Origin of the sequence: Vescimonas coprocola (assembly GCF_018408575.1) — a bacterium.
Classification (GTDB): Bacteria; Bacillota; Clostridia; order Oscillospirales; family Oscillospiraceae; genus Vescimonas; species Vescimonas coprocola.
The window spans coordinates 1,380,482-1,400,820 of record NZ_AP023418.1 but is presented as its reverse complement, the minus strand read 5'-3'; the positions used below and the strand labels follow the sequence as shown (position 1 = coordinate 1,400,820).

General features: G+C 60.8%; 21 protein-coding genes and 1 tRNA gene. 10 read left to right on the top strand and 12 right to left on the bottom strand.

Annotated features, from left to right (window positions below):
* Positions 1-63 precede the first annotated feature (63 nt).
* The 5 genes from plsX to KJS28_RS06870 are packed head-to-tail and all read right to left on the bottom strand — an operon-like array spanning position 64 to position 6,992.
* Positions 64-1,086: a phosphate acyltransferase PlsX gene (plsX, locus tag KJS28_RS06890; RefSeq protein ID WP_213540364.1), complete on the bottom strand. Its 1,023-nt coding sequence runs from the start codon at positions 1,084-1,086 to the stop codon at positions 64-66.
* On the bottom strand, positions 1,083-2,399 hold the full coding sequence (gene trmFO, locus KJS28_RS06885) for a methylenetetrahydrofolate--tRNA-(uracil(54)-C(5))-methyltransferase (FADH(2)-oxidizing) TrmFO (RefSeq protein WP_213540363.1): 1,317 nt from the start codon (positions 2,397-2,399) through the stop codon (positions 1,083-1,085). Before trmFO ends, plsX begins: the two co-directional genes overlap by 4 nt.
* Positions 2,400-4,988 (bottom strand): type I DNA topoisomerase, encoded by a 2,589-nt coding sequence (gene topA / locus KJS28_RS06880; protein WP_213540362.1) that lies wholly within the window; start codon positions 4,986-4,988, stop codon positions 2,400-2,402. It abuts the gene before it with no gap.
* Between the two features lie 17 nt (positions 4,989-5,005).
* Complete coding sequence (dprA, locus tag KJS28_RS06875) at positions 5,006-6,229, bottom strand: DNA-processing protein DprA (protein WP_213540361.1); 1,224 nt, start codon at positions 6,227-6,229, stop codon at positions 5,006-5,008.
* Positions 6,230-6,242: 13 nt separating this feature from the next.
* Positions 6,243-6,992, bottom strand: coding sequence for a TrmH family RNA methyltransferase (locus KJS28_RS06870; protein WP_213540360.1), 750 nt, complete (start codon positions 6,990-6,992; stop codon positions 6,243-6,245).
* Between the two features lie 251 nt (positions 6,993-7,243).
* Here KJS28_RS06870 and rpsF point away from each other — a divergent pair, with 251 nt between their 5' ends.
* Genes rpsF through rpsR form a run of 3 tightly spaced genes read left to right on the top strand, consistent with a single transcriptional unit; the run spans position 7,244 to position 8,307 of the window.
* On the top strand, positions 7,244-7,543 hold the full coding sequence (gene rpsF / locus KJS28_RS06865; RefSeq protein WP_021858647.1) for a 30S ribosomal protein S6: 300 nt from the start codon (positions 7,244-7,246) through the stop codon (positions 7,541-7,543).
* A gap of 12 nt (positions 7,544-7,555) precedes the next feature.
* Entirely contained in the window at positions 7,556-8,014 is a 459-nt protein-coding gene (locus tag KJS28_RS06860) for a single-stranded DNA-binding protein (RefSeq protein ID WP_213540359.1), read from the top strand.
* Positions 8,015-8,055: 41 nt separating this feature from the next.
* Positions 8,056-8,307: a 30S ribosomal protein S18 gene (gene rpsR, locus KJS28_RS06855; protein WP_021858649.1), complete on the top strand. Its 252-nt coding sequence runs from the start codon at positions 8,056-8,058 to the stop codon at positions 8,305-8,307.
* Positions 8,308-8,403: 96 nt separating this feature from the next.
* Here the strand turns inward: rpsR and KJS28_RS06850 are convergent, their stop codons facing one another.
* Entirely contained in the window at positions 8,404-8,934 is a 531-nt protein-coding gene (locus KJS28_RS06850) for an LOG family protein (RefSeq protein ID WP_213540358.1), read from the bottom strand.
* Between the two features lie 98 nt (positions 8,935-9,032).
* Positions 9,033-10,643, bottom strand: a complete 1,611-nt coding sequence (locus KJS28_RS06845) for a putative manganese-dependent inorganic diphosphatase (protein ID WP_213540357.1) — start codon at positions 10,641-10,643, stop codon at positions 9,033-9,035.
* Between the two features lie 276 nt (positions 10,644-10,919).
* On the opposite strand from KJS28_RS06845, the gene KJS28_RS06840 reads away from it, so the two are divergent.
* On the top strand, positions 10,920-12,275 hold the full coding sequence (locus tag KJS28_RS06840) for an MATE family efflux transporter (RefSeq protein ID WP_213540356.1): 1,356 nt from the start codon (positions 10,920-10,922) through the stop codon (positions 12,273-12,275).
* Between the two features lie 54 nt (positions 12,276-12,329).
* Here KJS28_RS06840 and KJS28_RS06835 read toward each other — a convergent pair whose 3' ends face one another.
* Positions 12,330-14,207 (bottom strand): heavy metal translocating P-type ATPase, encoded by a 1,878-nt coding sequence (locus KJS28_RS06835; RefSeq protein WP_213540355.1) that lies wholly within the window; start codon positions 14,205-14,207, stop codon positions 12,330-12,332.
* Between the two features lie 55 nt (positions 14,208-14,262).
* On the bottom strand, positions 14,263-14,481 hold the full coding sequence (locus KJS28_RS06830) for a cation transporter (RefSeq protein ID WP_213540354.1): 219 nt from the start codon (positions 14,479-14,481) through the stop codon (positions 14,263-14,265).
* A gap of 161 nt (positions 14,482-14,642) precedes the next feature.
* On the opposite strand from KJS28_RS06830, the gene KJS28_RS12705 reads away from it, so the two are divergent.
* On the top strand, positions 14,643-15,407 hold the full coding sequence (locus tag KJS28_RS12705) for a metalloregulator ArsR/SmtB family transcription factor (protein ID WP_213540353.1): 765 nt from the start codon (positions 14,643-14,645) through the stop codon (positions 15,405-15,407).
* Between the two features lie 45 nt (positions 15,408-15,452).
* On the opposite strand, the gene KJS28_RS06820 is transcribed toward KJS28_RS12705, so the two are convergent.
* On the bottom strand, positions 15,453-16,025 hold the full coding sequence (locus KJS28_RS06820) for a rhomboid family intramembrane serine protease (protein WP_213540352.1): 573 nt from the start codon (positions 16,023-16,025) through the stop codon (positions 15,453-15,455).
* Between the two features lie 79 nt (positions 16,026-16,104).
* Here KJS28_RS06820 and KJS28_RS06815 point away from each other — a divergent pair, with 79 nt between their 5' ends.
* Positions 16,105-17,169 (top strand): endonuclease/exonuclease/phosphatase family protein, encoded by a 1,065-nt coding sequence (locus KJS28_RS06815; protein WP_228298348.1) that lies wholly within the window; start codon positions 16,105-16,107, stop codon positions 17,167-17,169.
* Between the two features lie 165 nt (positions 17,170-17,334).
* Positions 17,335-17,410: transfer RNA gene (locus KJS28_RS06810), tRNA-Ala, on the top strand.
* Between the two features lie 106 nt (positions 17,411-17,516).
* Here KJS28_RS06810 and KJS28_RS06805 read toward each other — a convergent pair.
* Positions 17,517-18,659, bottom strand: coding sequence for a tyrosine-type recombinase/integrase (locus tag KJS28_RS06805; protein ID WP_213540350.1), 1,143 nt, complete (start codon positions 18,657-18,659; stop codon positions 17,517-17,519).
* Positions 18,660-18,872: 213 nt separating this feature from the next.
* On the opposite strand from KJS28_RS06805, the gene KJS28_RS06800 reads away from it, so the two are divergent.
* The 3 genes from KJS28_RS06800 (at position 18,873) to KJS28_RS06790 (ending at position 20,012) form a co-directional block, all read left to right on the top strand.
* Entirely contained in the window at positions 18,873-19,097 is a 225-nt protein-coding gene (locus KJS28_RS06800) for a helix-turn-helix transcriptional regulator (RefSeq protein WP_324614694.1), read from the top strand.
* Between the two features lie 250 nt (positions 19,098-19,347).
* Positions 19,348-19,530: a type II toxin-antitoxin system HicA family toxin gene (locus KJS28_RS06795; protein ID WP_213540348.1), complete on the top strand. Its 183-nt coding sequence runs from the start codon at positions 19,348-19,350 to the stop codon at positions 19,528-19,530.
* Positions 19,531-19,616: 86 nt separating this feature from the next.
* A complete protein-coding gene (locus KJS28_RS06790; RefSeq protein WP_213540347.1) occupies positions 19,617-20,012 on the top strand; it encodes a type II toxin-antitoxin system HicB family antitoxin in 396 nt (131 codons plus the stop codon).
* Between the two features lie 63 nt (positions 20,013-20,075).
* Here KJS28_RS06790 and KJS28_RS06785 read toward each other — a convergent pair whose 3' ends face one another.
* The gene (locus KJS28_RS06785) at positions 20,076-20,336 is read right to left on the bottom strand and encodes a type II toxin-antitoxin system HicB family antitoxin (RefSeq protein ID WP_213540346.1); all 261 of its coding nucleotides are present in this window, start codon (positions 20,334-20,336) and stop codon (positions 20,076-20,078) included.
* Positions 20,337-20,339: the final 3 nt, after the last annotated feature.

Below are 20,339 nucleotides of genomic sequence, written 5' to 3'. Positions count from 1 at the left end.
ATAATACGGCAATTACCGCCGTGTGTCAACACCTTTTCTGTGAATATTTTCTCGAAGTGGAGTTTATTCCCGTTCCACCTTCATCAGGGCCACATTTTCCTCGATATCCCTGATAATGCCGCTGCGGGCCACCTGCACCGCCTGCCCCATGGCGTTTTCGATGGCCTCGGCGTTGGAGGAGCCGTGGGCCTTGATAACCGGCCGGGAGATACCGATGAAGGCGGTACCGCCCACCTTATTGGGGTCCAGCCTGGCCTTGAAGGCGTTGAGCCCCGGCATGACGCACAGGGCCGCCAGCTTGGTCAGCAGGTTCTTCTTGAACATGGCTTTCAGAGCGCTTCCGGCGAAAGAGCCTACGCCCTCCATGGTTTTCAGCAGCACATTGCCGGAGAAGCCGTCGCAGACGATGACGTCGCACCCGCCCTTGATGGCCTCCTTGGCCTCAATGTTGCCGATGAAGTTCAGGTGTCCCGCCGTGTGGGCCTCCCGCAGCCAGCGCAGGGTCTCCTTCTGGAGATCGGTGCCCTTGCTGTCCTCGGTGCCGATGTTCAGCAGTCCCACACGGGGCCGCTCTACCCCAAGCACCCGGTGGGCGTAGTAGCTGCCCAGATAGGCGAACTGTACCAGATATTCCGGGGTACACTCGGCGTTGGCGCCGCAGTCGATGAGTACCGCCTGACCGGTGGTGGTGGGAATTACCGGGGCCATGGCCGCCCGACGGATGCCCCGGATGCGCTTGACGATGAGGGTAGCGCCGGTGAGCAGAGCGCCGGTGCTGCCGGCGGAGACCATGGCGTCGGCCCTGCCGTCCCGCAGCATGGTCAGTCCCACGCCCATGGAGGTGTCCTTCTTCCGGCGGAACACCGTGGCGGGGTCGTCACACATCTCCACCGTCTCAGTGGTGTGGACGATCTCCATGCCCTGGGGCAGCGTCTTTTCGCCGCAGGCCTCCAGCGCCTGCAAAATAGCGGTGGTGTCGCCGGTGAGGGTGACGTCCACGCCCCAGCGCTTCTGACCGGATAGCGCACCCTTGACGATTTCCAGCGGGGCATTGTCGCCGCCCATGGCGTCGATGATAAGCTTCATGACAGGATCTCCTCCCTCCGGGCTTCGATGATGGCCAGCGAGCGCTGGCTCAGCTCGGCATTCTTGTTGCGCTTGCCCTTGACCCGGTGGTCCAGCGGCGGGATGATGCCGAAGTTGATGTTCATGGGCTGGAATACCCCCACGGTCTGATTGCTGACATACAACCCCAGAGCGCCGATGGCCGTTTCCTGCGGGAAGTCGATGGGAGCCTGCCCCTTCAGGCGACGGGCCGTCTCCACGCCCACCAGAAAGCCGCTGGCGCAGGACTCCACATAGCCCTCTACGCCGGTCATCTGTCCGGCAAAAGCGATACGGGATTGGGACTTCAGCCGGTAATACCGATCCAACAGCCGGGGGGAGTCCAGATAGGTGTTGCGGTGCATGACGCCGTAGCGCAGGAACTGAGCGTCCTTCAGAGCGGGGATCATGGTGAATACCCGCTTCTGCTCCGGCCACCGCAGGTGGGTCTGGAAGCCCACCAGATTGTAAATGGTACCGTCGGCGTTGTCCCGCCGCAGCTGTACCACGGCGTAAGGCTCCTTCCCGGTCTTGGGGTCCGGCAGGCCACGGGGCTTCAGCGGCCCGAAGCGCAGGGTGTCCTCACCCCGGCGGGCCATGACCTCCACCGGCATACAGCCCTCAAAGACCTGCCCATCCTCGAAGCCGTGGACCTCCGCCTCCTGGGCGGTGGTCAGCTCCTGCCAGAAGGACAGATACTCCTCCTTGGACAGGGGGCAGTTGATGTAGTCCGGAGTACCCTTATCATAGCGGGAGGCGAAGTAGGCGCTGTCCATATCCACGCTGTCAAAGCTCACCAACGGAGCGGCAGCGTCGAAGAAGTTCAGAGTGGTCTGCTGTCCGTCTCCCAGCAGAGCCAGCAGGCGGTTCGCCAGAGTGTCGGAGGTCAGCGGCCCGGAGGCCACCACCACTTGCCCCTCCGGCAGCTCTGTCACTTCGCCGGGGACCACGGTGATGAGGGGGTGATTCCGGATCTCCTCCGTTACCATCCGGGCAAAGCCCTCCCGGTCCACCGCCAAAGCGCCTCCGGCGGGGACGGCGGTGGCATCGGCGCAGCGGAGGATCAGGCTGTCCAGTCGCCGCAGCTCCTCCTTCAGCAGGCCCACGGCATTTTCCAGCCCCGCTCCCCGTAGGGAGTTGGAGCAGCAAAGCTCGGCAAACCATGGGGTCACATGGGCGGGGGTCATCTTCTCTGGCTTCATCTCCCGCAGGGTCACGGGGATGCCCCGCCGGGCCAGCTGCCAAGCACATTCGGAGCCGGCCAGACCGGCGCCGATCACAGTTACAGGCTCCATTTATTCCTCCGTTTCAGCGTCAGCCTTCTTGGCGGCAGACGTGGTAGCTTTCTTAGTAGCGGCCTTTTTGGCCGTGGTGGTTTTCTTGGTAGTTGCGGCTTTCTTAGTGGTAGCCTTCTCGGCCGCCGCCTTTCTGGAGGCCGTCGCTTTTTTGGCTGCGGCCTTCTCCACTGCCGTGGATGCTTCGGCAGCCTCCTCCGTAGAGGGCTGTTCCGCAGCGGCCTTCGCCACGGCGGAGGCAGGCTTTTTGCTCGCCGTCTTGGCCGTGGATTTTTTGGCGGCGGTTTTGGCCGTGCCGGTTTTCTTAGCGGTGCTTTTCTTTGCCGCAGTTTTCTTGGCTGTGGCGGTTTTCTTGGCGGCGGGCTTGTCAGATGCCTCCGTTTGGACAGTTTCGGACGTCGGCTGACCGTCCGCTGCGGTACCATTTGTCCCGCTTTCCGTCCCATCGGACGCAGCAGTCCGCTTGGGATAGCCTCGCTGATCCTCCGGCAGGAAATTTTCGCACGCCGGGTTGATGCAGAAGGGACGCTTGAACCCCCGGCCGGATTTCTTGAACATGGTGTGGCCGCAGACAGGGCAGTCGTCCTTCACCGGTACGTCGAAGGTAACGAAGGAGCAGGCGGGGAACTTTTCGCAGCAGTAATAGTTATACTGCTTGCCGGATTTCTTGCTGACACCGGTGCGCTTCATGAGCCGGCCGCCGCACACAGGGCGGCGGCCCGGCATCTCCACCACCAGAGGCTTGGTGAACTTGCACTCCGGGTAGCCGGGGCAGGCCAGGAACCGGCCGAACCGGCCGGACTTGATGACCATGTTCCTGCCGCAGAGGTCACACTTCTCCTCGGTGACCTCGTCGGGGACCTTCAGATAAACACCCTCCATGTCCTTCTCCACCTGATGGAGATTGGACTCAAAGCCACCGTAGAACTGGCGCAGCAGCTGCTTCCACGGCAGCTTGCCGGACTCCACCTCATCCAGCTCCTCCTCCATGTGGGCGGTGAACTTCACGTCCACGATGTCCTTGAAGCGGTCGCACATAAGGCCGTTGACCACGTCGCCCAGCGGCGTCATTTTCAGGTACTTGCCGTCCTTGATGACGTACTCCCGGTCCAGAATGGTGGACACCGTGGGCGCATAGGTGGAGGGGCGGCCGATGCCGTTTTCCTCCATGGCCCGGATGAGAGAGGCATCGGTGAACCGGGCGGGGGGCTGGGTGAAGTGCTGGGCCGGGTCAAAGCCCGTCAGCGTCACCACCTCGCCCTGTGCCAGCGGGGGCAGGGCGGGGGCCTTTTCCTCCTTCTCGTCGTCCCGGCTCTCCTCGTATACGGCGGTATAGCCGGCGAACTTCAGGCTGCTGGCGCTGGCCCGGAAGCTGTGGGCTCCGGCGCCCAGCTCTACGCTGACGCTGTCATAGATGGCGTTGGACATCTGGCTGGCCAGAAAACGGCTCCAGATCAGGCGGTACAGCCGATACTGCTCGCTGGTAAGATCGCTCTTGACCCGCTCCGGGGTCAGATTCACGTCGCTGGGGCGGATGGCCTCGTGGGCGTCCTGCGCCCCGGCCTTGGTCTTATACTGCCGGGGGGCGGCGGGACAGTAGCCTGCGCCGTAGCGCCCGGTGACGAAGCTGCGGGCCGCTGCCTGCGCCTCGTCGGAGATCCGCAGGGAGTCAGTACGCATATAGGTGATGAGGCCCACGGTACCCTCACCGGTGATGTCCACGCCCTCATACAGCTGCTGGGCGATGGCCATGGTGCGCCGGGGAGTCATGTTCAGCTTCCGGGAGGCATCCTGCTGCATGGTGGAGGTGGTGAAGGGCGGGGCGGGGGAGCGCTGCTTATCCGTGCGCTTCACGCTCTTGACGGCGAAAGGCAGATCCTGCACCTCCGCCTGAATGGCGCTGACCTCCTCCTGAGAGACGGGCTCATATTTCTTGCCGTCCTTGCCGTAATATCTGGCCCGGAAGGGGACGCCGCCGTCGTTTTTCAGCAGGGCGTCCAGCGTCCAGTACTCCTGGGGGACGAAGTCCTTGATCTCCTTCTCCCGGTCTGCCACCAGACGCATGGCCACCGACTGCACCCGGCCTGCCGACAGGCCCCGCCGGATCTTTTTCCACAGCAGGGGGGACAGCTCATAGCCCACGATGCGGTCCAGAATACGCCGGGCCTGCTGGGCGTCCACCAGATCCTGATCGATCTCACGGGGGTGGTGGATGCTCTCGGTGACCACCTTGCGGGTGATCTCATTGAAGGTGACACGTTTGGCCTTTTCGTCGCTGAGGTCCAGCAGGTTCTTCAGGTGCCAGCTGATGGCCTCACCCTCACGGTCCGGGTCGGTGGCCAGATATACGGTGTCGCTGGCCTTGGAGAGTTTTTTCAGCTCATTGATAAGCTCCTCCTTACCCCGGATGGGGCGGTAGTTGGGCTCGAAGTCGTGCTCGACATCCACGCCCAGCTTGCTTTTGGGCAGGTCACGCAGATGTCCCATACTGGCCCTGACCTCGTAATCCGGTCCCAGATACTTGCCGATGGTCTTGGCCTTGGCAGGGGACTCCACGATCACCAGATTTCGGGCTGCTTTTTTTGCCATGTTCTTATCCTTCCTTTTTACAACCGGATCTCCACCGTGCGGACGAAGCGCCGTGCTCCGTGCTGCGTGGCATATCCGTCGATCTCTAATACCGTCAGGGCTGACAGCACCCGCCGAATGGGCAGGTCGGCCCGCTCCGCCACGTCATCGGTGAGCAGAGGGGCATCGGTGGTCAGCACCTGTAGGATGCGGATCTGATCGTCCGTCAGACCCGCCGTATCCGCCGTCAGGTCCAGTACCGGCAGGGCGGGGGGAGTTTCCTTCTTCTCCGGCTTCGCCGTGGACGATTCCTCCGCCCTTTGAGCGGGGAGACTGTCCTGCTCCGGCACCGGAGGAAGATTCTCCGGCGAGGGGCGCAGCCGGTGGGGGAACCGGCTCCGGTACCCCTCCAGAATGTCCCAGCCGCAGGTCACAAGTCCTGCGCCGTCCCGGATGAGGCGGTTGCTGCCCCGGCTGTTGGGGGCGTCGATGGGGCCGGGGACGGCGAACACGTCCCGTCCCTGTTCCAGCGCCGTATTGGCGGTGATGAGAGCGCCGCTGCGCTCCGGGGCCTCCACCACCAGCACCGCCAGACTCAGGCCGCTGAGGATGCGGTTGCGGACGGGGAAGTGGCTGCCCATAGGCTCCGTTCCCGGCGGGTACTCGCTCAGCAGCACGCCGGTGGCGGCGATGTCCTCGTAGAGCCGCCGGTTCTCCGCCGGATAGACCACGTCCACGCCGCCGCCCAGAACGGCCGCCGTAAAGCCGCCGGCCCGCAGAGCGCCCCGGTGGGAGGCACCGTCGATGCCCCTGGCAAGGCCCGACACCACCACGGCACCCTCCTTCGCCAGCTGGTAGCCCAGCTCCTCGGCGGCGGAGATGCCATAGGGGGTACACGTCCGGGTACCCACCACGGAGACGGCGGCCTCCTCATCGAACAGGGGCATCCGGCCCCGTCCGTACAGCGGCACCGGCGGGTCATAGATGTTCCGCAGCCGGTCCGGGTAGAGGGCGTCCTGCATGGTCAGCAGGAAGATATCCCCCTTGGCGCAGCGGGCCAGCACGTCCTCGGCCCGGTCTGTGGACTTGTCCGACAGCAGCGCCGCCTGAGAGGAGGACAGCCCCTCCACCGGAGGGAGATCCTCCGGCTGGGCGTAGTATATGTCCTCCGGCGAGGGGAAATGCTCCAGAAGCAGAAGCTTGCTGCGGTTGGTCAGCCCCGGCAGGGTGGTGAGCCATACCCAGTATTTCAGAGCAGCCATGTGAGATCCCTCCTTATCGCCAGCTCTCCCACAGCAGCACCGCTGCGGCAATGGCCGCATTCAGGGATTCGCAGCGGTCCGACATGGGAATACGGATGGTTTGATCGCACAGGTCCAGCACCTCCCGGCTCAGGCCACGGCCCTCGCTGCCGATGGCCAGCGTGCAGCGTGTGTAGTCCGCCTGCCGGGCGTCCACGGTGTCCTCCCGCAGGGCGGCCCCGTACAGGGGCAGGCCGCTGCGGTGCAGCAGGGCCGCCAGTTCCTCCGGTGAACCGAAATAGATGGGGCGGCGGAACACGGCCCCCATGGAGGAGCGCACCGCCTTCCAGCCGTAGGGGTCGGCGCAGCCGCCGGTAAGCAGCAGGCCGTCGGCGTCGAAGGCGTCCAGCGTCCGCAGGATGGTGCCTACGTTGCCGGGGTCCTGCACCCCGTCCAGCAGCACATACCGCCGGCCGGTGAGGGACCGGGGCAGGGGAGCCTGAGGCAGGCGGCAGGTGAAAAGCACCCCCTGAGGGGTCTTTACCGGGGAGATGGAGGCCATGACGTCCTCCGGCACCTGCACCTGTCGGATGTACTCCGGAAGCCGGGGCAGGGGGGAGATGGTCACCACGGCGGTGATCTCCGCCTGCCACAGCAGGGCCTCCTGCAGCAGCTTGGGGCTGTCACAGAGAAATTCCCCCGTCGCCCGCCGGTAGGCGGCGGAGCCGACCAGCTTGCGAATATGGCCCATGAGGGGGTTGTGACGGCTGGTGATATGCTCCATAGGGATTCCTTTCCCGGCGTTTTCATGCACCGAAGGGATGATTTGACACCTTATTCTAAAGGATTCCTTCGGCAATTTCAAGCCCTTTCTGCCGGGAAGGGCAAAAAAGAGGGAATTTTCCACGGAATATTCCCAAAAACTTCTTGACTTTTGGCGGATATCCGGTATAATAATTAGGCCTGCGTATGCAGGTAAATCCTTGCTCTCACCGCAGCGTGAGGGCCATAAGTCCAAAAGGAGGTGCAAAAAGTATGGCTAAGATTTCCGCCAACTATGAGGTCGTTTACATTCTCGACCCGGCACAGGGTGAGGAGGCTATTGCCGCCAATGTGGCAAAGTTCCAGGCTCTGGCTGAGCAGCACGGCTGCTCCGACGTGGTCGTGGATGAGTGGGGCAAGCGTCGTCTTGCTTACGCCATCGATTACAAGACCGAAGGCTACTATGTGCTGATGAGCTTCACCAGCGCACCGGAATTCCCCAAGGAGCTGGATCGTATCCTGGGCATTACCGAGGGCGTGATGCGTTCCATGATCGTCTGCAAGGACGAGTAAGGGGGAAGCACAATGCTGAACAAGATTTTCATCATGGGTCGCCTGACCAGGGACCCGGAGCTGCGGCGTACTCAGAGCGGTACGGCGGTCACCAGCTTCTCTTTGGCCGTGGATCGGGACTATAAGTCCCAGAGCGGCGAAAAGGAGACCGATTTCATCGATGTGGTGGCTTGGCGCAGCACGGCGGAGTTCGTCTCCAAGTATTTCACCAAGGGCCGCATGGCCGTGGTGGAGGGGCGGCTCCAGATCCGTGACTGGAAAGACAAGGAGGGCAACAACCGCAGAAGTGCGGAGGTGGTTGCCGACAATGTCTATTTCGGTGACAGCAGACCCGGCGGCGCCGGTGGGAATAACAGCGGTTATTCTCAGGCTCCTGCCTACGGTGCTCCCGCCGGAGGGTATTCCGCCCCGGTGGGCGGCCCGTCCGATTTTGCCGAGATCGACGAGGAGGACGGCGACCTGCCGTTCTGATGTGCCAAGGCACATGAAATCTTTATAAGGAGGAATTTTCCATGGCTATGGAACGTGAAAATAGAGCGCCCCGTGGCAACGGCCGTAAGCGCCGCAAGGTTTGCCAGTTCTGCGTGGATAAGTGCGAGCATATCGATTATAAGGATGCCGCCAAGCTGCGCCGCTTCATCAGCGAGCGCTCCAAGATCCTGCCCCGCCGTACCACCGGTACCTGCGCTATGCATCAGCGTCAGCTGACCGAGGCCATCAAGCGTGCCCGTCAGATCGCTCTGCTGCCCTTCGTTACCGAGTAAGTTGGTCATCAAAAAGAGCCTGCCAGCCGGCAGGCTCTTTTTTGTTCCAAAGTCGAAGACTTTGGAACAGAGGGGGTGATTTGGCCCGATGGGAGATCAGGACAGCAGCGCCTGAATTTCAGACAGACTCCGGGCGAAGTGGATGCCCTGTTGGCGCTCCGGGGAGGAGAGCCCGGAGGCGATCATATGGTCCAGAAGGGCTTTCAGGTGGCGATAGTAGCCGTCCAGATCGTAGAGGATGCAGGGGGCGGACAGCTGGCCCAGCGATACCTGCGACATGACCTCCGTGATCTCCTCCAGTGTGCCGGTGCCGCCGGGGAAGGCGATGAAGGCGTCCCCCAGCTGGATCATTCTGCTCTTACGCTCCGCCATGCTTCGGGTGACGATGAGTTGGGTCAGGCCGTCGTGCTGCAGGTCCTGCGCCATGAAGCACTCCGGCTCCACGCCGATGACGCTGCCCCCCTGCGCCAGTGCGCTTTGGGCCAGCAGGCCCATGAGTCCGGTTTTGGAGCCGCCGTAGACCAGTGTGTGGCCCGCGGCACCGATCCATGCTCCCAGTTCCCGGACGGCCTGCGCCAGATGGGGGTCGGTGCCGCAGCTGGCGCCCAGATATACGGTGATGTGCATAGGCGATACCTCCGTGGGTGATTTGTGTCAGTATAGCACGATATGGAGAGAAAAACAAGGACAGGCGGGAGCCTGTCCTTGTGTGAAGTGCGGGGATATCAGCCCCAGAGGGCGGTGAGCATGGGGATGATCTGCTTTTTCCGGCTCATGACCTTGGGCAGGAACAGGCTGTTGTCCTTGGGCTCGGCGGAGAAGGCATTGCGGATGACGTCGTCGCTGCCCACATACAGCAGCTGCGTACCCTCCATCAGCACGTCCGTCAGCATCAGGATCACCATGTCGTAGTGGTGCTCCGTCTGATCGTGGCGCATAGCCTCCAGAAACTCCTCCCGGCGCTGGAGCATATCCTCGGAATCCAGACAGGTGATCTGGCCCACGCCCAGATTCTGCTCGGCAATGTGGAACTCCTTGAAGTCGCTGTGCAGCAGCTCCTCGGCGGATTTACCGTCAAAGCTGCCATCGAAGAGAAGCTTGCCCAGCTCGTTGAGGGAGACGTTGGCAATGCGGGCCATGCGCTCGGCCATGGCCACATCCCGCTTGGTGCAGGTGGGGGACTTGAACATGACAGTATCGGACAGAATGGCTGCTGCCATCAGGCCTGCCATAGCCGGGGAGGGCATGACGCCGTGCTCCTGATACATTCCGGTGATGATGGTATTGGTGCTGCCCACCGGCTCGTTGCGGACCCGGATGGGCTGGGTGGTCTGGATATCCGCCAGACGGTGGTGGTCGATGATCTCCAGAATCTCCGCCTGATCCAGACCCTGTACGGCCTGCGCCCGCTCATTGTGGTCCACCAGCACCACACGCTTGCGCCGGGGGCGCAGCAGGTGATACCGGGACAGGGTACCGACGACCTTCTCGTTCTGGTCCAGCACCGGGTAGCAGCGGTAGCGGCTCTTCAGCACCACTTCCCGCACATCGTCGATGTAGTCCGACAGATGGAAGCAGACGATGTCGTCAGTGTGGCAGGGGCGGGAGATGGGGATGGCCTGATAGATGAGACGGGCCACCCGGCTGGCATCGTAGGGGCTGGAAATGATGCAGGTATTTTGAGCGTCTGCCAGCAGCGTTTGATCTACCTCCGTCTGGCACAGGATCAGGCAGCCTACATTGGTCTCCAGCGCCCGGCGGATCATGTCCGGCTGGTCGCCGCACAAGACGATATGCTCCCGACCGTTCCACAGCAGATTCTCGCAGCTCTGGGGCAGGGCAATGACCACGTCGCCGGTAACAGAGTCCACCAGATCACCGGTGTCGTTGAGCACACGGCCCTCGATGACGCTCAGAAGATTGAACAGGGGCAGTGCCTCCACGCGTGGCTCACTGATGGTGTTCATGCTGTAGGTGGCGATGTCGCCGGCGGAGAGGGTCCCATACAAGGTGCCGTCCTCGTTGACCACGGGGATGGCGGATATCCGCTGTTCCCGCATGATGTGCCATGCTCGGTCCATGGTGACGGTGGCGTTCAGGGCAGGCGGCGTATCATAATCCAGATCCGCCACCTGTGTGCGGACATTTTGGATCAGCTGGGGTGGCTGGAGACCGAAGCGATCCAGCAGACGCTGGGTCTCGTCGCTGACGTGGCCCAGATAGGCTGCCACGTAGTCCCGGTCGCCCAGAGCATTCCGCAGAGCGGCATAGGACATGGCAGCCACGATAGAATCCGTGTCGGGGTTCCGATGCCCGACCACATAGATCTCGTTCATACAATAGCTCCTTTTTTGTTCCGTGGGAGTGATTCATGTACTGATTATAATTATTATACGGCGTAAGGGAAATTTGTCAATGCGGGGATATGCCGGAAAAGAGGAGAAAAAAGGCTTCCAAATCCGGCAAAGCGGCGAAAACGTGGGAAAAGCGGCACTGTGCGTCGGTTGTATACAATGTGCGGGGATGTGTTGCTGTCTCTTGACCTTTTGAAAAAGCGGCGGTATAATAAACGGACTGTAAAGAAATTTTATCCAAAGGAGAGGGGTGCCGAATTGAAGAGCAAAAACCAGAGCATGGACATGACGCAGGGCGTCATTTGGAAGCAACTGGCGTATTTTGCCCTGCCGCTGTTTTTAGGCAATCTCTGTCAGCAGCTGTATAACACGGCGGACAGCATCATTGTAGGAAAATTTGTGGGCAAGGACGCCCTGGCGGCGGTGTCCAGCAGCGGGAACCTCATCTTTATGATGACGGGCTTTTTTATGGGCCTGTTTGTGGGGGCCGGCGTTATCATCAGCCGCTATTTCGGCGCCAAGTGCTATGATCGGCTGGAGGCGGCGGTGCATACCGATCTGGCCTTCGCCATGGTCTGCGGCGTTTTGCTGATGCTGGTGGGCATCTTCCTGACCCCCCAGATCCTGGTGTGGATGCGGACGCCGGAGGACGTGCTGCCCCAGTCCATCCAATATTTCCGATTGTACTTCATGGGCAGCCTCTTTATGATCGTCTACAACGCCTGTATGGGCATTTTGCAGGCGGTGGGCGACAGCCGCAGTCCCCTGCGCTACCTCATCATCTCCTCCATCACCAATGTGACGTTGGATCTGATCTTCGTGGGAGCGCTGAAATGGGGTGTCAACGGCGCCGCCATCGCCACGGTGGTGAGCCAGATGGTCAGTGCTGTGCTGTGCTTCCGGAAGCTGATGCAGGCGGACGGCCCCTATCGGCTGGTTCCCAAGCGCATCCGCTTCGAGCTGCCGATGCTCAAGCAGATCACGGCGCAGGGCATCCCCTCCGGTGTGCAGAACTCCATCATCGCCATCGCCAACGTGGTGGTGCAGTCCAACATCAACACCTTCGGCTCCGATGCCATGGCGGGCTGCGGCTCCTACGCCAAGGTGGAGGGCTTTGTGTTCCTGCCCATCACCTCCTTTGCCATGGCACTGACTACCTTTACGGGGCAGAATCTGGGCGCAGGGCAGTATGAACGGGCCAAGAGGGGGGCACGGGTGGGCTTCACCTGCTCCATGCTGCTGGCGGAGCTTATCGGATTGACACTACTGCTGGTGGCCCCCTATGCCATCGCCCTGTTCAATGATGACCCGGCGGTCATCGCCATCGGCGTACGGCAGACCCGGACGGAGGCGCTGTTCTACTTTGCACTGGCCTTCGCCCACAGCATCTCCGCCGTGATGCGGGGAGCGGGCCGGGCCAAGATGCCCATGTACACCATGCTGGTGTGCTGGTGCGTCATCCGTGTGACGTATATCACGCTGGCGCTGAAGGTGTGGCCGGATATTATCACCATCTTCTGGGCATACCCCATTACGTGGTGTCTCAGCTGCGTGGTGTTTCTGCTGTATTATCTGAAGGCCGACTGGGTCCATTCGTTCCAGAAGATGCACTGAAGCCTTTCACATAAGCAAAAGGGACGTCCGGATAACCGGACGTCCCTTTTGCTGTCATAAATTCTTCACCTGTAGGGCACGGATGGCATTCAGCACGGCGATGACCATGACGCCCACGTCGGCAAAGATGGCTGCCCACATATTGGCGATGCCCATGGCGCCCAGTACCAGACACAGGCCCTTGATGCCCAGCGCAAACACGATGTTCTCGTACACGATCCGCAGGCACTTGCGGGAGATGCGGATGGCCTTGGCGATCTTCAGAGGATCGTCGTCCATCAGCACCACGTCCGCCGCCTCAATGGCGGCATCGGAGCCCATGGCACCCATGGCGATGCCGATATCGGCACGGGACAGCACCGGGGCATCGTTGATGCCGTCGCCCACGAAGGCCAGCTTGCCGTCGGCGTTGCTCAGCAGGCGCTCCACCTGCGCTACCTTGTCCGCAGGCAGAAGCTCGCTGTGTACCTCGTCCACGCCCAACTCTTCGGCCACGTGGTCGGCCACCCGCCGGATATCGCCGGTGAGCATGACGGTCTTTTCCACGCCCGCCCGCTTCAGGGCGGCAATGGCCTCCTTGGCGTGGGGCTTCACCACGTCGGAAATGACGATGTGGCCGGCGTACTGACCGTCGATGGCCAGATGGATGATGGTGCCGACGCTATGGCAGTCGTGCCACGCAATGCCCAGCCGGTCCATGAGCTTGCTGTTGCCCACGGCTACGTCGGTGCCGTCCACCTTGGCGGTGATGCCATTGCCGCTGATCTCCTGCACGTCCGTGACACGGTGGCGGTCGATCTCGCCGCCGTAGGCACGCTGGAGGCTCTTGCTGATGGGATGGGAGGAGGCGCACTCCGCCAGAGCGGCGTACTCCAGAACCTTCTTCTGGGGCATGGTGTTGTGGTGAACGCCGGTGACGTCAAAGACGCCCTGGGTCAGGGTGCCGGTCTTGTCAAAGACCACCACACGGGTTTTGGAGAGGGTCTCCAGATAGTTGGAGCCCTTCACCAGCACACCGGCCCGGCTGGCACCGCCCAGTCCGGCGAAGAAGCTCAGGGGGATGCTGATGACCAGCGCACAGGGGCAGCTGATGACCAGGAAGGTCAGGGCGCGGTAGACCCAAGTGCCCCAGTCGCCGCTGAGGCCCATGACCAGCCGCACCACCGGCGGCAGCACCGCCAGCACCAGAGCGCCGATGCAGACGGCGGGGGTGTAGATGCGGGCAAATTTGGAGATGAAGTTCTCGGAGCGGGATTTGTGGGAGCTGGAGTTCTCCACCAGCTCCAGAATTTTGGAGACGGTAGATTCACCGAAGGCCTTGGTGGTGCGGATCTTCAGCACGCCCGTCATATTGACGCAGCCGCTGATGACCTCGTCGCCGACGGCGGCATCACGGGGCAGGCTCTCACCGGTGAGGGCGGCGGTATTCAGGGTAGAGCTGCCCTCCGTCACTACGCCGTCCAGCGGGATCTTCTCGCCGGGCTGCACCACGATGATGCTGCCCACAGCCACGTCATCCGGGTCCACCTGCACCAGCTTGCCGTCCTGCTCAATGTTGGCATAATCCGGGCGAATGTCCATCAGGGCGGTGATGCTGCGGCGGCTCTTGCCCACGGCGTAGCTCTGGAACAGCTCGCCGATCTGATAGAACAGCATCACGGCCACGGCCTCCAGATAGTCGCCGCTTTTCTCGTAGACGGCCAGTGCAATGGCACCCACGGTGGCCACCGCCATCAGGAAGTTCTCGTCGAACACCTGGCCCTTGATGATGCCCCGGAAGGCCTTGCGGAGAATATCATAGCCGATGATGAGATAGGCAGCCAAATACAGCACCGTCCCGGCCACGCCGCCGATGGAGAAGAGCTTCACCACGGCCACCAGCACCGCAGTGGCAATGATGCGCCAGAGGACCTTCTTCTGCTTCTTTGTCATGTCGGTCACGTCCTTTCATAAAACGTGCCGGAGGTCCTCCGGCACATTTCGCTTCTTACAGATAGATCTCGCAGTCGTCCTCGACCTTTTTGCAGTTTTTCAGTACCGCCTTCATGACGGTCTTGGGGTCGCTGCCCTCGGCAAACTCCACGATCATCTTCTGGGTCATGAAGTTCACCACGGCGTCCTGCACGCCCTCGGTCTTTTTGGTGGCCTCCTCCATGAGGTTGGCGCAGTTGGCACAGTCCACTTCGATCTGATAGGTCTTTTTCATAAAAATGCTCCTTCCGTGCGGCGGCTTTCAACCATTAAGCACTTGTTTAATCTTGATGATTGTACTATAATAGATGCCGACGAGAAAGTCAATGCGGAAAGACGCTTCCCTTCCAAACGGGCGAAAAGTCCTTCCAAACGGAACAGAAAGGCGGGAGAACCATGGGGGAACTGCCCCATCATCACGAGAACCAGCAACGGTTGGAGCGGCTGCGAAGCTTCATTCAGGAGCCGGAGAGCTTTCAGGAGGTGGCCAATCTCTGCCGCCTGCTGTCGGATAACAGCCGGGTGCGGATCTTCTGGCTGCTGTGCCACTGTGAGGAGTGCGTCATGAATCTATCGGCGCTGGTGGGTATGAGCAGCCCCGCCGCCTCCCACCATCTGCGGCAGCTGAAGGACAGCGGCCTCATCGTCAGCCGCCGGGTGGGGAAGGAGGTCTACTACCGGGCGGCGGATACGGAGGTGGCCCAGCTGCTGCACCAGATCATCGAGCGCACGGTGGAGGTGACGTGTCCCCAGTCGGACAGCCAGCTGGTGTCCGGTGCGCCCCATCTGCCACCGCTGGATCAGCACGACTACTGCGGTAGCTGTCCGGCGGAGCAGCTGGAGGTCATCCGGCAGGTCCATCGGTTCCTGACGGAGCATCTGGACAGCCGCATCACCATCGAGCAGCTGTCCCGGCAGTTTCTCATGAACCCCTCCACCATGAAGGAACTGTTCAAGGAGGTGTACGGCAGCTCCATCGCCGCCCATATCCGCCAGCACCGCATGGAGCGGGCCTCCGCTCTGCTGCTGGAGAGCGACGACAGCGTGGCTCAGGTCGCCCGGACCGTGGGCTATGAGAGCCAGAGCAAGTTCACCTCGGAGTTCAAAAAAGCATTTTCCATGTTGCCCACGGAGTATCGAAGGCTCCATAAGCAGGCGTAAAAAAGATGCGGAAGTCATATGGCTTCCGCATCTTTTTTATAGGGATCATCTCTTTTTGGCACGGGCCAGAGAGAAACCGAACACGATGCCGCAGAGACCGCCCACGATGTGGGTCATCTGGGAGATGTTGTCGCTCTCGGAGAGACCGTCCACCACCTCGTTGCCCAGATACAGGGCCACCACCAGCAGCATGGTCAGAGGGATGCCGCCCCGGCGCATCTCGGTGAAGGAGTTCAGCACGATCATCATGAACACCACACCGCTGGCTCCCAGCAGCGCCGTACCGGGGAAGAAGATGAACTGCACCAGTCCCGTCACCAGAGCCGTTACCAGAATGGTCATCAGCAGGTTGCGGCTGCCGTACTTTTCCTCCAAGCCCGGCCCCACCAGCAATAGCAGCAGCATATTGTTCATGTAGTGGCTGTAACCGGAGTGGCCCAGCACATGGCCGAAGAAGCGTACATAGGTCAGCGGGTCCGCCAGCGACGATCGGTATACACAGAAGAACCGGGTGGTGCTGACGCCGCCTGTCCAGCCGTCCAGCAGCAGGACCAGCAGGCTCAGCAGGGCAAACAGCAGCACCACCGGGGCATTGAATCGGATCACCAGTTTTTTCACGCATCATACCTCTTTCCAAATGGGAATGTTTCGATTATAATAGATTTATCCAAATTTGTAAACCGAGGGGGAAGCATTGTTGAAAAAAGCTTGGAAGATCGTGCTGGCTGTGGTGCTGGCGCTGCTGGTGGTGGTGCTGGGGTACGTGGCCTATGTGTTCATCGACTATCACCGCATCGGGAATCAGGAGCTGACGGTGGAGCGGAACGCCGCTGCCACCGTGGAGGCGGGGAAGGAGTACGGCATCCTCTCCTATAATATCGGCTTCGGCGCTTATGAGGACGATTACAGCTTCTTCATGGACGGCGGCACGGAGTCCCGTGCATGGTCTGAGGAGCGGCTTACCGCCAATATCGAGCGCATCGGGGCGTTTTTGCAGCAGCAGGATGCCGACCTGTACCTGTTGCAGGAGGTGGACCGGGACTCCACCCGCAGTTACCACGTGGATGAGGGCACCATGCTGACGGCGCAGCTGCCGGGGCTGGGTTATACCTGGGCGCAGAACTACGACTCGCCGTATCTGTTCTACCCGCTGGACCAGCCCCACGGCAAGTCCGTGTCGGGTCTGCTGACCCTCTCCTCCTTCGGCATCACCGAGACCCGGCGGGTGGAGCTGCCCATCGAGGCCGGTGTGATGAAGCTGGTGGATCTGGATCGGTGTTACAGCGTCCACCGCATCCCCGCTGCCGACGGCCGGGAGCTGGTGCTGTATAATGTCCATCTGTCCGCCTACACCTCCGACGGTACCATCGCTGTGGAGCAGCTGGAGCTGCTGCGGGCGGATATGCAGGCGGAGTATGAAAAGGGCAACTGGTGCATTGCCGGCGGCGACTTCAATAAGGATCTGCTGGGCCAGTCGGAGGAGATCTTCGGCGGTTCTGCCGAGGGCTACACCTGGGCGCAGCCCCTGCCGGAGGGTATCTGGGACGGCACCAATCTGTCGCTGGTGGCTCCGCTGGACGAGACGGACCCCGTCCCCAGCTGCCGCAACGCCGACGCTCCGTATCACGAGGGACAGTACGTGCTGACGGTGGACGGCTTCGTGGTGTCGGACAACGTCACCGTGGAGCAGGCTGTGGTGGAGGACACGGGCTTTGCGTGGTCGGATCACAATCCGGTGTCCATGCGTTTTGTGCTGAACTGAGCGAAAGAGGGAGGGCGTCTGCGCCCTCCCCCCTCGGTGGAGGAAGGCATATCAGCGGGAACGAAAATTTCCCTGAAAATTATTGCAATTAGGTGTTGACAAATGCGGACTTTTGTATTATACTGACCAAGTCAGTTGCGGTGAGCAAGCGACGCAAGTGAATATGGGGGTATAGCTCAGCTGGGAGAGCGCTTGAATGGCATTCAAGAGGTCAGCGGTTCGATCCCGCTTATCTCCACCAAAACAGGGTATTTTCGATGAAAATACCCTGTTTTTATAACTTTTTGAAGGATATTATTTTCCTAAAACTTGCGCTACTACCAATCTACTACCAATGCCCGAAACGGCTACAAAGCGTCGGTGATGCGGCGGAGACTATCCACATCCACGTCCTGATAGTGCCGGAGCATTTCGGCGGAGGTATGGCCGATGAGACGCAGCTTGTCCTTGTCGGGGGCCGGCACGTCCTTAAGCAGCGTGGCAAAGGTATGGCGGCAGCTGTGGGGCGTGTAGCGGTGACGAATGACGCCGTTGCTCTCCTCCATGGGATTGTCAAAGCCGATGGCGTCCAGAGCGGCGTAAAATGCTGTCCGGTAGTCTCGGAGACTCAGGCGTCCGCCGGAGGCGCTGACAAACACAGGCCCGGAGGTACGACCGCCCACCAGCCGGTCAATGATGGGCTGGATCTTGGGCGAGATCGTGACGATACGGCTGCGGCCCGCCTCCGTCTTAGCGCCGCCAACAAAGCTCCGCAGTCGGGGGTCGTAGTCCTCGATATCCAGCGCCAGCAGCTCCGAGGGCCGGAAGCCGAGATAGCATTGGGCCACGATGTACTCCCCGTAGGGGATAGACGCCCCGGCCTGCTGGAGGGCCTGCACGGCCTCCATGGGAAGCGCACGCTTCTCCTCGGACACGCCGCCGCCCACGATGAGATATTCCCCCAGATTCAGGGTGGCCAGATGTCGGGGGATGGCGTACTTGTAGAGCAGGCCGCAGAGGGCCTTCATGTTCTCCCTGGTGCGCTTCCCGGCGGGGCAGTCATCCATGCACTCCTGCAGGTCGTCCACGTCGATGTCGGCCAGCTGAGCACTCCAGAGGGGGCGGAAGTGCTTGATGGCGGCACGGTAACAGCCGAGGGTGGACTCACCGGCCCGGTGGGTGGGATACCACTTGTCGTACAACTCTTTGTAGGTGATGTGCCGGCTGCGCTCCTGTGCCGGAGTGACGGCCAGCAGCGGCAGATACTCCAGCGCCTCCTTTTTGGTGCGGAAGCCGGACTTGGAGCGAGTCTTGCGGTGGATGCTGCCGTCCTCGGCGGTGTACCAGCCGCAGATCCGCACGGCGATCCATGTCTTGCTGGGTAGCTGGTAGACGCTGCCGGTGCCATTGCCACGGCTCCGGGGGCGGCGGGTGATATCCTGCTTGGCCCCACAGGACAGGCAATACTTGGAGCCGTCCGGCAGGGCGGTGCGGCATTTGCGGCAGACCATAGGCGTTCCTCCTTCTATCATTTCAGCCGTTCCGGTGTTCGACCGGGGCGGCTTTTTTCATGCCCCGGCGGTGCATAGCTGCCAGTGCCGGGGAGATACTAACACTATAGGACAGCTCCGGGCATGGTGTCAAGGGCTCCGGCGGCGGGATAGGTGTAGTATATCACGATATTTTGGACTGAATCCCGGCCAAAATGGGACACAACGCCCAATATGTGCTACAATGGCGGCGGAATGAGGAAAACAATCAAAAGGGAGCGAGAGCGATTGGAACTCTCACAGCGCCAGCTGGCGGCGCTGGTAGGCGTCGGGAAAACCACCATCGGAGAGATAGAGAGGGGGGAGAGACTGCCGAACGTGGTAACGGCTATCCGCATTGCCAAGGCGCTGCACACCACCGTCGAGGAGTTATGGAGCGAGGACTATTATGGACAATAGACAGATGTGGATGGAACAGATCCTCCGGTTGTTGGAATTGGCCACGGAGGAGCAGCTACGGGTCCTTTACACGGCGGCGCTGTACATAGTGTGAGGGCGGCGGCAGAATCCCAAACGCTTGGGATTCTGGCAAGAGAGGGGCGGCGGGACCGCCCCTTTTCTTTTTGAAAAAATACGTATAAATACGTAAGAAACTATTGACATACGTGCGAATACGTGCTATAATACATAACAGAAAGGAGGTGAGACAGTGCGATATGCCGAGCTGACAAAAGAGCTTCGGGCGGCAGGTTGCTACATACTCCGACACGGAAAGCAGCACGACATATGGTATAGTCCGATTACCGGGAGACAATTTTCAGTGCCACGGCACATGAGAGAAGAAGTCCCAGCTGGAACGCTCAAGTCCATTCGGAAGAGTGCGGGGCTGTAAAAGGCCCCGCCCCCTTCCGGGGCATAATACATAGAAACAGAAGCAAGAGCAACGAGAACAAAAACCACAAGATTAGGAGGAACATTATGGCCAAATATGTGTATCCGGCAGTTTTTACACATGAGGCGGAGGGGGGCTATTCCATCACCTTCCCGGATTTGCCGGACTGCGCCACCTCGGCGGAAACGCTGGAGGAGGGAATTGAAATGGCGGCGGATGCGCTTTGCCTGATGCTGTACGACATGGAGGAGGGCGGAGCCGTTCCGCCGGAGCCCTCCGATGTAAGGAGTATCGTCTGCGCCGAAAACCAGTTGGTGACGCTAATCCGCTGCGACACCATCGAATATCGGAAGTTTTTTGACAACCGAGCGGTGAAAAAGACTCTGACCATTCCGGCGTGGCTGAACACTATGGCGGAAAGACAGGGGGTCAATTTTTCCATGATCCTGCAAAATGCACTGAAAGCGGAGCTGCATATTTAACGGATGACAAGCAAGAGAGCGGAGACCGGGCGGTCTCCGCTCTCTTTTGCTGTGCTCAGACATTCAACTGCTGCGGTAGGCGACAAGGTCCACATCTACCAGTGACACAATGCCGCCGGTGGGACAATCCACGTGCTGACTGGGGGCGGGGAAGGGCTTTCCATCGTCCTCCATATCGATCCCCACCAGGCCCATAGCATCACGGGCCATGGCAATGGCTTCCGCCAGATCTTCGCCTTGGGTATTGATCTCCAGATCCGGCACGTAGGCCATATAGCCGCCTGCCGGGTCCTCCGTAAAGATAACGGGATATACAAGTTTCATGCG